This window comes from Mesorhizobium sp. M0016, from assembly GCF_040324035.1.
Classification (GTDB): domain Bacteria; phylum Pseudomonadota; class Alphaproteobacteria; order Rhizobiales; family Rhizobiaceae; genus Mesorhizobium.
The window spans coordinates 418,546-430,779 of the sequence record NZ_JAMYVM010000002.1 but is presented as its reverse complement, the minus strand read 5'-3'; the positions used below and the strand labels follow the sequence as shown (position 1 = coordinate 430,779).

General features: G+C 64.6%; 13 protein-coding genes. 6 read left to right on the top strand and 7 right to left on the bottom strand.

The features are described 5' to 3' along the window. Positions 1–135: 135 nt before the first annotated feature. The 5 genes from NKJ88_RS04990 to tauA all read right to left on the bottom strand — a co-directional run bounded on the left by NKJ88_RS04990 (position 136) and on the right by tauA (position 4,370). Positions 136–1,089 (bottom strand): sulfonate ABC transporter substrate-binding protein, encoded by a 954-nt coding sequence (locus NKJ88_RS04990; protein ID WP_023687582.1) that lies wholly within the window; start codon positions 1,087–1,089, stop codon positions 136–138. Between the two features lie 194 nt (positions 1,090–1,283). Further along, complete coding sequence (locus NKJ88_RS04985; RefSeq protein ID WP_352443645.1) at positions 1,284–1,466, bottom strand: hypothetical protein; 183 nt, start codon at positions 1,464–1,466, stop codon at positions 1,284–1,286. 81 nt (positions 1,467–1,547) lie between these two features. Further along, complete coding sequence (locus tag NKJ88_RS04980; RefSeq protein ID WP_023672088.1) at positions 1,548–2,408, bottom strand: ABC transporter permease subunit; 861 nt, start codon at positions 2,406–2,408, stop codon at positions 1,548–1,550. Continuing rightward, positions 2,405–3,196: a taurine ABC transporter ATP-binding protein gene (locus tag NKJ88_RS04975; protein WP_352443644.1), complete on the bottom strand. Its 792-nt coding sequence runs from the start codon at positions 3,194–3,196 to the stop codon at positions 2,405–2,407. Before NKJ88_RS04975 ends, NKJ88_RS04980 begins: the two co-directional genes overlap by 4 nt. 160 nt (positions 3,197–3,356) lie before the next feature. Further along, positions 3,357–4,370 (bottom strand): taurine ABC transporter substrate-binding protein, encoded by a 1,014-nt coding sequence (gene tauA, locus NKJ88_RS04970; protein WP_352443643.1) that lies wholly within the window; start codon positions 4,368–4,370, stop codon positions 3,357–3,359. Between the two features lie 231 nt (positions 4,371–4,601). Between tauA and NKJ88_RS04965 the strand changes: the two genes are divergently transcribed. From NKJ88_RS04965 to NKJ88_RS04940, 6 genes are all read left to right on the top strand, one after another. Further along, positions 4,602–4,763 (top strand): hypothetical protein, encoded by a 162-nt coding sequence (locus tag NKJ88_RS04965; protein ID WP_352443642.1) that lies wholly within the window; start codon positions 4,602–4,604, stop codon positions 4,761–4,763. Positions 4,764–5,181: 418 nt separating this feature from the next. Beyond that, positions 5,182–5,658: an RrF2 family transcriptional regulator gene (locus NKJ88_RS04960; protein ID WP_023692934.1), complete on the top strand. Its 477-nt coding sequence runs from the start codon at positions 5,182–5,184 to the stop codon at positions 5,656–5,658. A gap of 16 nt (positions 5,659–5,674) precedes the next feature. Continuing rightward, the gene (locus NKJ88_RS04955) at positions 5,675–7,042 is read left to right on the top strand and encodes an FAD/NAD(P)-binding protein (RefSeq protein WP_352443641.1); all 1,368 of its coding nucleotides are present in this window, start codon (positions 5,675–5,677) and stop codon (positions 7,040–7,042) included. Positions 7,043–7,269: 227 nt separating this feature from the next. Then, positions 7,270–8,703, top strand: coding sequence for a pyridoxal-phosphate dependent enzyme (locus NKJ88_RS04950; protein WP_023692936.1), 1,434 nt, complete (start codon positions 7,270–7,272; stop codon positions 8,701–8,703). Beyond that, a complete protein-coding gene (locus NKJ88_RS04945) occupies positions 8,700–9,881 on the top strand; it encodes a trans-sulfuration enzyme family protein (protein ID WP_352443640.1) in 1,182 nt (393 codons plus the stop codon). Before NKJ88_RS04950 ends, NKJ88_RS04945 begins: the two co-directional genes overlap by 4 nt. A 148-nt stretch (positions 9,882–10,029) precedes the next feature. Next, positions 10,030–10,203 (top strand): hypothetical protein, encoded by a 174-nt coding sequence (locus NKJ88_RS04940; RefSeq protein WP_352443639.1) that lies wholly within the window; start codon positions 10,030–10,032, stop codon positions 10,201–10,203. A gap of 29 nt (positions 10,204–10,232) precedes the next feature. Here the strand turns inward: NKJ88_RS04940 and NKJ88_RS04935 are convergent, their stop codons facing one another. Together NKJ88_RS04935 and NKJ88_RS04930 are read right to left on the bottom strand one after the other, a co-directional pair. Further along, on the bottom strand, positions 10,233–10,538 hold the full coding sequence (locus tag NKJ88_RS04935; protein WP_023672079.1) for a UBP-type zinc finger domain-containing protein: 306 nt from the start codon (positions 10,536–10,538) through the stop codon (positions 10,233–10,235). Beyond that, positions 10,538–12,205 carry an FAD-dependent oxidoreductase gene (locus NKJ88_RS04930; protein WP_352443638.1) on the bottom strand — a complete coding sequence of 556 codons (1,668 nt, stop codon included), beginning with the start codon at positions 12,203–12,205 and terminating at the stop codon, positions 10,538–10,540. Before NKJ88_RS04930 ends, NKJ88_RS04935 begins: the two co-directional genes overlap by 1 nt. Between the last annotated feature and the right edge of the window lie 29 nt (positions 12,206–12,234).

Sequence of the window (12,234 nt, the reverse complement as noted above, 5' to 3'; positions counted from 1 at the left end):
CGATTGGGGGTTTAAAAACAATAATAACGCGGCGGGGGGGGGGGGGGGGTTTGTTCCGGGGCACTTGCCTAACTCCCTTATTATTTACCCGCCTCCGGGGCGGGGCTTCTCCCCCCGGCCGCCACACGTGAAAGTTCAATTGCCCGGTGCGGTCCACACGGCGTCGGAGATGCGCACCGCGTTCGGGATCAGCTTGAGCTTGTAGAAGCGATCGGCTGTCGCCTGCTGGCCGGCGATGATCTCGTCGGTGATCGGGAAGATGCCGAATTTGGTGCGGTTGGCCGCGATCGTCTGTGCATCGAGCGGCACGCCGGTCACCTCATGCAGCGCCGCGGCAACCTTGTCGCGGTTCGCGTCCGCCCATTTCGCCGCCACGCCGAGCGCCGATATCGTCGTGGCGATCGTCTCCGGATGCGCCTTGGCGAAATCCTTGTTGGCGAGGAAATAGGTGTTCACCTTCAGCACCTCGCTGGAGCGCGCCAGCACGCGCGGCTGGTAGCGTGTCTCGGCGATGGCGTAGAACGGATCCCAGACCGCCCAGGCATCGATCTGGTCGCTGGCGAAGGCCGCCGCGGCATCGGCCGGGCTGAGATAGACCGGGGTGATCTGGTCGAAGGGGATGTTTGCTTTTTCGAGCGCCGCGACCAGCAGATTGTGCGCGCTGGTGCCTTTGCCGACGCCGATGCGCTTTCCCTTGAGGTCGGCGAGCGACTGGATCGGCGATGCCGGCTTGACGAAGATCGCTTCGCCGTCGCCATTGGCCGGCAGTGCCGCCGCATAGACGATGTTGGCGCCGGCCGACTGGCCGAAGATTGGCGGTGCGTCGCCGGTCCAGCCGACATCGATGGCGCCGACATTGAGCGCCTCGACCAGCGGCGGGCCGGCGGTGAATTCGACCCATTTCACCGCGACACCCTTGTCGCTCAGCGCCTTCTCGATCACCTGCTGCTGCCGGGCGATGACCGGCAGGCCGGTCTTCTGATAGCCGATGTTGAGCTGCTTCAACTCCTGCGCCGAGGCACTGAGCGAGGCAGCAATGCCCGCCGCCAAAAGGCCAAGGCCGAAAACGCGTCTGGTCAGGCTGAACATGATCCCTCTTCCTTCGCTGCGAACCGGCGCCGGGAAGGGCTCCCTGCCGTGGATGAGAGACAAGGCTAGGTAGGTCTATAAATTTAGTAGAGAAACGATTTTGCGAGATGAATAGGCGGAGCGGAATTGTTTTCTACGGGCGGGTCGAGAAAGCCTCTTTCTCGCCGTTCACGGGGCGAGGAGCGCCAATCACCTCACTGCGACCAATACTGCCAGGCCCAGTAAAATCCCTCGTCTCGTGGCGGCAGGCGGTCGCGTTCGGCGTCGAGTTGCACCGGGGCCGGCGATTTCGGTTGCGGCTGCGACGACGAGTTCTCCCGCCAGGCGAGCAGCCAGTTGCCGAGATGGGCGAACAGCGCCGCGGTGGACTGGGTCATGACATCACTCCTTCTGTTCCAGGGTCGGCGGTCGCCGTGCTGCGAAGGGAAGCAGCCGGTCAAACCGGCAGAAACTTGTTGTCATTCCTTTCCCGCCCACGGAACCAGCTGACGCTCGATCCGGCGGATGATGAATTCCAGCACGAAGGCTATTGTCGCGATCACCACTATTCCCATCACCACGACATCGGTGACCAGGAACTGGGCGGCCGACTGGATCATGAAGCCGAGGCCGCGCGTTGCCGCCACCAGCTCGGCTGCAACCAGCGTCGACCAGCCGGCGCCGAGCGCGATGCGCAGGCCGGTGAGGATCGACGGCAGCGCGCTGGGCAGGATGACATGGCGCACCACTTGGCGCTGCGTCGCACCAAGCGAACGGGCCGCATCGATGCGCTCCTTTGAGACACCGCGCACGCCCGAGGCCGTCGACAGCGCCACCGGCGCCAGCATGGCAATGGCGATCACCAGGATCTTTGACGGTTCGCCGATACCGAACCAGATGATGACCAGCGGCAGATAGGCGAGCGGCGGGATCGGCCGCAAAAATTCGAGCAAGGGATCGAAGATGCCGCGCCCGACCGTCGAAATGCCGATAGCCAGCCCAACCGGAACGCCGATGACGATTGCCGCGAGCAGCGCCGCGAACACGCGGCCGAGGCTGGCGACGATATGCTGGAGCAAAGTCGCGTCGACGAAGCCGTCCTTGATCACCACGATGAACTTGGTCCACACGGCAGCGGGCGACGGCAGGAACACCGGCGACACCAGTTGCAGGCGCGCAGACAGCGCCCATGCCGCCAGCACGACCAGGATGGTGACGGCGCTGATCGCCCGCGAGGAAACCCCGCGCCGCTTCCGCACCGGCCGCGACCACGGCACCGAAATGGCATCGGCCTCGCCGGTCCCGGTGGCCGGCCGCTCGCTGTAGGAGGTGACGCTCATGCCGCCTCTCCTTCGAAGATCGCATCGGTCAGCTCGCCGCGCGCCGCGGCAAAGACTGGATCGGCCTTGATGGCGCGGATCGGCTCGCCTGCGGCATAGCGCCGGCTGAAACCGGTCTCGAATGTCCGCACCACGCGGCCCGGTCCGGGCGCCAAAACGACGATGCTTGTGGCCAGCACCAGCGCCTCCTCGATGCCATGCGTGACCATCAGCACGCCAACCCGGCTTGCGGTCCACAGGTCGAGCAGCGTCGTCTGCATGCGCTCGCGCGTCAGCGCATCGAGTGCGCCGAGCGGTTCGTCGAGCAGCAGGAATTCCGGCTCGGCCGCGAGCGCTCGGGCGAGGCCGACGCGCTGGCGCATGCCGCCGGACAATTCCCAGATGCGTTTGTCGCCGACGCCGTCAAGCTTGACCAGCGCCAGCAACTGGTCGGCGCGGCGCGCCCGCTCGGCTTGCGGCACGCCGCGCAGCCTGAGCGCAAAGCCGACGTTTTCACGAGCCGTCAGCCAGGGAAACAGCGCAGCGTGCTGGAACACGACCGCCCGGGCGGAGCCTGGGCCGGTGATCGGCCTGCCGCCGATCGTGGCGACCCCGCGCGCGGGGTCGACCAGGCCGGCGGCGACATTGAGCAGCGAGGTCTTGCCGCAGCCGGAGCGGCCGACCAGCACGACGAAATCACCCTTGGCGACATCGATGGAAACCCGGTCGACCGCCGGCGCTGCCTGGCCGTCATAGTGAACCGAGACCTTGTCGAGTACGAGATGCGGGTCGAGTACGAGATGCGGCATGAAAAGGGGCTCCGGAAGAAAATCAGCCTGCCCCGGCCCTCGTTAAGCGGATCCGGGACAGGCAGCACGCGGCGTCAGGGAAGAGGAAACCGCGCGTGTTCAGAGCAATTCCAGGAAAGTGTGAAGCGGTTTTCCGTCCGGAATTGCGTAAAACTGAAGATCAGTTCGAGGCCAGAGCCTCGGTCACGTATTTCGACGACACGTATTTCGAATAGTCGGGCAGCACGGCGTCGATCTTGCCCTGCTCCTTGAGGAAGGCCGAAGCTGCCTCGATCGCCTTGACCGTGCCGCCGCCGAGGAATTTGTCGGAAGCCTGCTCTTCCAATGTCGGGAAGACGTAACCATTGAGGAGCTGCGGCACCTCTTCCAGTTTGGCGCCGGTGATCTTGGCGATCTTGGCCGCTTCCGGCGACGAAACCGACCATGCCTCGGGCTTGGCCAGGAACTGGGCATAGGATTCGCCGGTCACCTTGACGAAATCGCGCACGGCGTCCGGGTTCTTTTCGGCGAAGTCGGTGCGCACGATCCAGGCGTCGAAGGTCGGCGCGCCCCAGGCGGCAACCTGCGAGGAATCCAGCACCACCTTGCCTGTCGTCTTGATCTGGCCGAGCGCCGGATCCCAGACATAGGCCGCGTCTATGTCGCCGCGAGCGAAGGCGGCGGCTATTTCCGGTGGCCTGAGATTAAGGATTTCGACCGACTTCGGGTCGACGTTTTCGTGCTTCAGCGCGGCAAGCAGGCTGTAATGCGTGGTCGACACGAACGGCACCGCCACCTTCTTGCCGGCGAGGTCGGCGATCTTCTCGATGCCGGATCCGTTGCGGGCGACCAGCGCCTCGGACTGGCCGATCAGGCCGACGACAAAGATGGTCTGGATCGGCAGTTCGCGGCTGGCGGCCGCGGCCAGCGGACTCGAGCCGACATAGCCGATATCGACCGAACCGGATGCAACGGCGGCGATGACATCGGCGCCGGAATCGAATTTGCGCCAGTCGATCGTGGCCTTGGTCGCCTTTTCATAGGCGCCGTCGGCCTGCGCTACTTTGGAAGGTTCGACCACCGTCTGGTAGCCGATGGTGATGTTGAGGTCCTGCGCCTGGGCCGGGCCGAGGAAGGCCGCACCCGCCAAAGCTGCCGACGACAGGAGGACAATGCGTCGCGAAATGCTGGACATGAAAGGCTCCATGAAAAATGAGAAAAACCGGATGCCTGTTCATAGTCAGTAATTCTATCATTCTTGTAGAGTTAAATCGTTCCAAGGAAAAAGCACTTGTTAGAAAAAAACCAACGGCTGATGCGGGCGCGGTGACCGGCCCGTGTCGGACCGTGCACAAACGCAAACGGCGCCCCAAAGGTGCTGAAGAGTTGGTGGTCCTGCCAACCCTCGCTACGGAAGAGGGCTGATTTGGTGCTCGGCGCGCCGCTTGCGGCCTGCCGCAGGATCGATGTCGAGCCGTTGAGCCTCACCGACTTCCGCAGCGACGGCCACCGCTGGATGCTGCGGTCAAGCGGCGTGCCGGTGGCCGCCAAGGCCGCCCGGTCTCAGGGCGGCAAGGCGGCGTCCTGATATCGGGCGCAGGGCGGCGCCCGAGTTGTCGGGAGTCATGTTTCGCCGATCCGCGGGCTGCGACCCAAAAATTCCTGGCGAAGCCCCAAATGGCGCAAATCCATGCTGTAAAAGACGGTTGATTTGAAAACACGTTCCGCGTGTTCGAGGGTAAGTATAGTAATCTTATCGACATTGGGAGCAGGAGCCGCCGCTCATCGCCCGCAATCGCTCGCGGCTGGCTGTGACCGTAACGGCACAAAGCCTTGCTAAAGTGGCCCCTGCGGCGTGAAAACGAAGCAAAATCAAGGTTTCTCGGCTTGTATATCATGTCAGTAGAATTTATGTGTCGAAGCAGCTTGCACGCGGCGGGGAGGCACGTCAGGCGTTTCGCAACCGATGGTTCTGGGCCATCGCCTGACAGAGAAACATTCGGTCTATGCTCACCAAAAAAGGCAAGTACGGCCTCAAGGCGCTGGTCCATCTGGCGCAACTGCCGACGGGACAGCTCGCCTTCGTCGGCGACATCGCCAGCGGCAACAACATTCCGAAGAAATTCCTCGATGCCATTCTGGGCGAATTGCGCAATGCCGGTTTCGTCCAGAGCCGCAAGGGCAAGGATGGCGGCTATCGCTTGGCGCGCCCGGCCGACGAGATCAAGGTCGGCCATGTCGTGCGCGTGCTCGACGGACCGCTGGCGCCCATCCCCTGCGCCAGCCGCACCCAGTATCAGCGCTGTGAAGACTGCAATGAGGCGACATGCCAAGTCCGACATCTGATGCTCGAGGTCCGGCAGGCGATCGCCGAGGTGCTCGACCAGCGCACACTGGCCGAAATGCGCGACATCGTCCTCGACGACCTTCCGGTCGCGAGGGACATCGACGAGCTTGCGCCGGCGCAAAAGGTCCCCGCCTGATCCTGAGCGTGCTCGCATGAGCGTCGCGCGCGCCAATTCGATCATCCCCAGCTCGATCATCATCGTCGGCGGCGGCGCCAGCGGCGTCGTGCTGGCCGCGCATCTGCTCAAATCGGCCAATCCGGACCTGCGCGTTACGCTGATCGAAAAGCGTCCGCATTTCGGTCAGGGCATCGCCTATTCGACGCTTTTGTCGGCGCACGTGCTGAATGTCAGCGCTGCGGGGATGAGCGCCTATGCCGACGATCCCCTGAATTTCTGGCGCTGGTTGCAGGGGCGCGGCCTGATAAGCCAGGAACAGACGCCGCAGACACCCTTCTATGCGCCGCGCAGCGTCTATGCCCGCTACCTCAAGGAAGTGCTCGACGAGCTCGAAGCGCGCGAAAAGGAAACCGGCCGTCTCAGGCTAATTCGCGAGGAAAGCCTGTCGATCTCGCCGACATCGTCCGGTGTCGAAGTGGTGCTGGCCAACGGCACCAGCGTCGTCGCGCATCTGGCGGTGCTTGCCACCGGCCATGACGAGCAGCCCGGCGCGGGCCAAGGTCATGCCATCCGCATGGGCACCGAGGCCGACACCGCGCTCGATCCTCAAGCCCGCGTGCTGGTGCTGGGCACCGGGCTCAGCATGGTCGATGCCTTCCTGTCGCTCGAGCAGCGCGGCCATCGCGGCGAGATCGTCGCCGTATCGCGGCGCGGGCTGCTGCCGTCGCCGCACCGCAAGGGCAACCCGATCAAGCTCGACGTCGCCGACATTCCGCTCGGCACGCAGCTCTCCTATTTCGTCGGCTGGTTCCGCGATCTGATCCGCGAAAACCAGAAGGCCGGCATCGACTGGCGCGACGTCGTCGATGGGCTGCGCCCCTTCAATCAGAAGATCTGGCAGAACTGGCCGTCCTCGGCCAAGCGCCGCTTCGTTGAGCACACCAAGGCCTGGTGGGACATCCATCGCCATCGGCTGGCGCCCGAGGTGCATGCCCGCGTCACCGAAGCGGTGCGCACCGGCCGCATCCGCCCGGTCGCCGGCCGTGTCGTCGGCATCGAGGCTGGCGATGGATTCACCGTCGGCATCCAGTCTCGCCACACAAAGGCGCTGGAAACGCTGCAGGTCGCCCGCATCTATGATTGCACCGGCATCGCCCGCGACATCTCGACGACGTCGAACAGCGTCGTGCGCTCGCTGGTCGACCGCGGCCTGGCGCGGCCCGACCCGCTGCGGCTTGGCCTCGATGTAACGGCCAAGTGCGAAATCATCGCCGGCGACGGCACCGCATCGGCCAAGATCCTCGCCGTCGGGCCGCTGACCCGCGGCACCTTCTTCGAGATCGACGCCATCCCCGATATCCGAGTCCAGTGCGCGCGGCTGAGCAAGCAGCTGCTGGGGTAAAGCTGTTGACGTCGGCGGGATAGCACCCCCCTCAGAGGGGAGTGGGAAGGATCGCTACGGAGGGTGTTTGGCTTGAGTCCAAAGCCGGCCTCAAACTGGAATTCCATTCCCCCTCTCGCCGGTTGATTGGCACGATCTACCTTCTTTCCGACTGCAAACGGCCGGAAAAGAAGCTACGCTGCCGCTCTGCCCCCGAGGCGGTCGCTTGTTCAAGGGAGCACATCGATATGAGCGAGCACGGAAAAGCTGCGCCAGGCAGTTCGGACGGCGCGTTATCCCGCCTGCGTCCGCCCTACGCCTCGGTGCTCGACCTCATCGGCCAGACGCCGGTGGTCGAACTGACCAAATTCGACACCGGCAAGTGCCGGCTGTTCATCAAGCTCGAAAGCCAGAATCCCGGCGGTTCGATCAAGGACCGCATTGCGCTGTCGATGATTGCCGCGGCCGAGAAGGAAGGCAAGCTGAAGCGCGGCGGCACCATCGTCGAGGCGACCGCCGGGAATACCGGCCTCGGCCTCGCCCAGGTCGGCATCCCCAAGGGCTACCGCATCATCCTCGTCGTGCCCGACAAGATGTCGCGCGAAAAGATCCAGCATCTGCGCGCGCTCGGCGCCGAAGTGCGCATGACCCGCTCCGATGTCGGCAAGGGCCATGCCGAATATTACCAGGATATGGCCGAGAAGATCGCATCGGAAACGCCCGGCGCCTTCTACGCCAACCAGTTCGCCAACCCGGCCAACCCTGAGGCGCATGAGACCACCACCGGACCGGAAATCCTTGCCCAGCTCGATGGCGACCTTGACGCCGTGGTCGTCGGCGTTGGCTCCGGCGGCACGCTGACCGGGCTTGGCCGCTACTTCGCCAGAACGTCGCCGAAGACCGAAATGGTGCTGGCCGATCCCGTCGGATCGGTGCTGGCGCCGCTGATCAAGACCGGCAAGATGGAAGAGGCCGGCAGCTGGACAGTCGAAGGCATCGGCGAGGATTTCGTGCCGCCCAATGCCGATCTGTCGCTGGTCAGGAAAGCCTATTCCATCCCAGACAAGCAGAGCATGCTGGCCGTGCGGGACCTGCTTTCGAAGGAAGGCATTCTCGCCGGCTCGTCTTCCGGCACGCTGCTGTCGGCCGCGCTGCGCTATTGCCGCGAGCAGACGACAGCAAAACGCGTCGTCACCTTCGTCTGCGACAGCGGCAACAAGTACCTGTCGAAGGTGTTCGACGATTTCTGGCTGGCCGAGCAGGGGCTGGCCGAACAGGAACAGCATGGCGATCTGCGCGACCTCGTCATGCGCTCGCACCGCACCGGCGACACCGTTTATGTCGGCCCCGACGAAAGCCTGCTCAACGCCTATGGCCGCATGCGCCGCTCCGATGTCTCGCAGCTGCCTGTGCTGGACAACGGCAAGCTGGTCGGCATTATCGATGAGGGCGATATATTGGCCAAGGTCGACGGCCCCTATGACGGCCGCTGGGACCGCTTCAACGCCCCGGTGCGCACCGCCATGACCTCCAATCTGCACACGCTGCAGGCCAGCCAGACGCTGGATGCGCTGCTGCCGGTGTTCGACCGCAACGAGGTCGCCATCATCTTCGATGGCGACGAGTTCGTCGGCCTGATAACCCGTATCGACCTGATCAACCATTTGAGGCGCGCACGATGACTGCTGAAACATCCCCATCGGGCAAGAACCGCCTGGCTTTTTCCACGCGCACCATCCATGGCGGCCAGAGCCATGACCCGCTGACCGGCGCGGTGATGGTGCCGATCTACGCGACCTCGACCTATGGCCAGCAGTCGCCCGGCGTGCACAAGGGGTTTGAGTACGCCCGCAGCCAAAACCCGACCCGCTTTGCCTTCGAGCGCGCGGTGGCCGATCTCGAGAGCGGCTCGGCCGCCTTTGCCTTTGCTTCCGGCCTGGCGGCGATCTCGACCGTGCTCGAGCTGCTCGACAGCGGCGCCCATATCGTTGCAACCGACGACATCTATGGCGGCTCGTTCCGGCTGATGGAGCGGGTGCGCAAGCGCTCGGCCAATCTGCAGGTGAGTTTTGTGGACTTCACCGATCTGGCGGCGGTGGAAGCAGCGATTCGCCCGGAGACAAAACTGCTCTGGGTCGAAACTCCGACCAATCCGCTCCTGCGCATCGTCGACCTCGAAGGCGTTGCGGCACTCGCCAGGCGCAAAGGGGTTTTGACGGTCGCCGACAACACGTTCTGCAGCCCCTACATCCAGCGGCCGCTTGAACTCGGCATCGACATCGTCGTCCACTCGACGACGAAATATCTCAACGGCCATTCCGACATGGTCGGCGGCGTCGCCATCGTCGGCGACAACAAGGATTTGGCGGCCCAGCTGAAATTCCTGCAGAACGCCATCGGCGCCATCTCCGGTCCCTTCGACAGTTTTCTCGCGCTGCGCGGCATCAAGACACTGGCGCTCAGGATGGAGCGGCATTCCACGAACGGCCTGAAGATTGCGCAGTGGCTGGAGGCGCGAAAAGATGTGCGCCGCGTCGTCTATCCCGGCCTGGCCAGCCATCCGCAGCACGCCATCGCCGTCCAGCAGATGCATGCCTTCGGCGGCATGATCTCGGTCGACCTCGACCGCGACCTCGCGGGCACCAAACGCTTCCTCGAACGGACGCAACTGTTCACGCTGGCTGAAAGCCTCGGCGGCGTCGAAAGCCTGATCGAACACCCGGCGCTGATGACGCACGGCTCGATCCCGGCGGAAAAGCGCGCGGAAATCGGCATTTCGGATTCGCTGGTGCGGTTGTCGGCGGGGATAGAGGATGGCGATGATCTGATCGCCGATCTGGAGCAGGCGTTGCGGGGGTAGGCGTACCGGACGCGTACCGATGACAATGAGGGGCGGCGCTGACCGTCAAGATTAAATCCCAATCCGCCGCGCGTTAACACATTCAGCAGCCTTTGCTTAACCCTTCGCCGCTATGTCCCGCCCGGGTGGCATGGCGAGAGTGAGTGTGATGGACAACAGCCCGGAAAAGCGCAGCGAATGGCGAGCCATCTTTTATGTGCAGGCCCGCGTGGCCATCCTGTTCGTCCCGGTCGTCGCCAGTCTTCTGATCATTGCCGCACTTGCCGGCAACGACCACAATCCCAATGCCATCGACCGCACGGTTACTGGCTCGGTGAAATAGGCGCAGCGGTCGGCCGACAGTCGGCCGCCTCAGAAAAACTTCGGGATCGGGCCGTTCTGCGGCGTCACGTCGCCTTCCAGGTCGATGAACGCCTCGTCGACAAAGCACCAGGCCCAGCCTTCCGGCGGGTCGTAGCCTTCGATGATCGGGTGCTTGGTGGCGTGGAAATGCTTGGTGGCGTGGCGGTTGGGCGAGTCGTCGCAGCAGCCGACATGGCCGCAGGTGCGGCACAGCCTGAGATGCACCCACATCGAGCCGCTCTTCAGGCATTCCTCGCAGCCGAGCGCGCTCGGCGTCACCGTCTTGATGTCGCGCGTGTGTTTGCATTCATCCATTATGCTCTCCTGGCCAGTTCGGGCGCTGCTGCGTCGGGTCGCGCGAGATAGGCGTGCAAGGCAGCCACCACCTGGGCGCCTTCGCCGACGGCGGCGGCGACCCGCTTGACCGAGCCGGAGCGCACGTCGCCGATGGCGAACACGCCGCTGCGGCTGGTCTCCATCTGGCCCGCCCCTATGTCGGCGCCGGTGCGCACGAAACCCCTGGCGTCGAGCGCGATATCGCACCCAGCCAGCCAATCGGTGTTGGGGTCGGCGCCGATGAACAGGAAGAGATGCTGGATCGGCCGCATCTCGACGCCGCCGGGGTTGCGCCAGCGCAACTGGGTGAGATTGCCGCCTTCGCCTTCCAGCGCCTCGATCTCGGTCTCGCCAAGCACCTCGATGTTGGGTTGCGCCTCGATACGCTCGACCAGATAGCGCGACATGGTTTCCCTGAGGCCGCCGCGGCGCGCCAGCATCGTCACCTTGCGCACCTGGCTGGCGAGATAGACCGCCGCCTGCCCCGCCGAATTGCCGGCGCCGACCAGCGCCACTTCTTGCCCTGTGCATAGCCGCGCTTCGATCGGCGAGGCCCAGTAATGCACCGACGTTCCCTCGAACTCGGCCAGCTTGGCGATGTCGAGGCGGCGGTAGCGGGCGCCGCTGGCGATCACCACCGTGCGTGCGCGCAGGCTTTCACCGTCGCCGACGGTAAGCGTGTAGCCCTCGCCTGCTGCACCGAGCAGCTTGGCCTCGTCGGGGATGACTATTTCGACGCCGAATTTCTGCGCCTGGTTGTAGGCGCGCGCCATCAGCGCCATGCCGGAAATGCCGGTGGGGAAACCCAGATAGTTCTCGATGCGCGCGGAGGCGCCGGCCTGGCCGCCGAAGGCGCGGCAATCGAGCACGATGGTCGACAGCCCTTCGGATGCCGCATAGACCGCGGCCGCCAGCCCCGCCGGCCCGGCGCCGACAATGGCGACGTCATAGACCATGTCGGGATCGATCGGCCGCAGCAGGCCGATGCAGCGGGCAAGTTCGGTTTCGCCGGGATTGTGCATCAGCTTGCCGTTGGGGCAGAGCACGATCGGCAGATGGTGCGGGTCAACATGAAAATGCTCAATCAGCGTCTTGGCGCACGGGTCGCTGTCGGAATCGAGCGCGCGGTGCGGCTGGCCGCTGCGGCGCAGAAATCCCTGCAGCCGCAGCGTATCGCCGTTGCCGGCCGGGCCTACGACGATCGGTCCACTGCTGCCGCTTTCCAGGAGCCCGACGCGGCGCAGGATCAGCGCCCGCATGATCCGCTCGCCAAGGCTTGCCTCCTGCACCATCAGGTCGCGCAGCCGCTGCGAGGGGATGACGAAGGCCTCGACCGGCTCGGCCGCCTCCGCATTGACCAGCGACGGCCGGCTGGAAAGCTGCGCCAGCTCGCCGATGAAATTGCCGGGACCATGAGTGACGATGGTCTCGCGCCGGCCGGGCCTGACATCCTGGGTGATATCGACCGTGCCCGACAGGATGACGATCAGCCCCGGCGCCACGGTGCCGGCGGTGACGATATGCTCGCCGGCGGCATAGGAACTCGCCTCGCCGAACCGGCGCATGCGCTCGATATCGGCGTCGCCCAGGATGGGAAACATCTGGTCGCGGCGGGTGACGGTGATCGGCTGGGTGGGTGGGGCCATAGGTGCGAGCGTAGCGCCGAGACGGCCGG

Excerpts from the sequence above, each read along its gene's own strand:
- NKJ88_RS04990 (WP_023687582.1), bottom strand. The coding sequence starts at position 1,089 with ATGTTCAGCCTGACCAGACGCGTTTTCGGCCTTGGCCTTTTGGCGGCG.
- NKJ88_RS04985 (WP_352443645.1), bottom strand. The coding sequence starts at position 1,466 with ATGACCCAGTCCACCGCGGCGCTGTTCGCCCATCTCGGCAACTGGCTG.
- NKJ88_RS04980 (WP_023672088.1), bottom strand. The coding sequence starts at position 2,408 with ATGAGCGTCACCTCCTACAGCGAGCGGCCGGCCACCGGGACCGGCGAG.
- NKJ88_RS04975 (WP_352443644.1), bottom strand. The coding sequence starts at position 3,196 with ATGCCGCATCTCGTACTCGACCCGCATCTCGTACTCGACAAGGTCTCG.
- tauA (WP_352443643.1), bottom strand. The coding sequence starts at position 4,370 with ATGTCCAGCATTTCGCGACGCATTGTCCTCCTGTCGTCGGCAGCTTTG.
- NKJ88_RS04960 (WP_023692934.1), top strand. The coding sequence starts at position 5,182 with ATGCTCACCAAAAAAGGCAAGTACGGCCTCAAGGCGCTGGTCCATCTG.
- NKJ88_RS04955 (WP_352443641.1), top strand. The coding sequence starts at position 5,675 with ATGAGCGTCGCGCGCGCCAATTCGATCATCCCCAGCTCGATCATCATC.
- NKJ88_RS04950 (WP_023692936.1), top strand. The coding sequence starts at position 7,270 with ATGAGCGAGCACGGAAAAGCTGCGCCAGGCAGTTCGGACGGCGCGTTA.
- NKJ88_RS04945 (WP_352443640.1), top strand. The coding sequence starts at position 8,700 with ATGACTGCTGAAACATCCCCATCGGGCAAGAACCGCCTGGCTTTTTCC.
- NKJ88_RS04940 (WP_352443639.1), top strand. The coding sequence starts at position 10,030 with ATGGACAACAGCCCGGAAAAGCGCAGCGAATGGCGAGCCATCTTTTAT.
- NKJ88_RS04935 (WP_023672079.1), bottom strand. The coding sequence starts at position 10,538 with ATGGATGAATGCAAACACACGCGCGACATCAAGACGGTGACGCCGAGC.
- NKJ88_RS04930 (WP_352443638.1), bottom strand. The coding sequence starts at position 12,205 with ATGGCCCCACCCACCCAGCCGATCACCGTCACCCGCCGCGACCAGATG.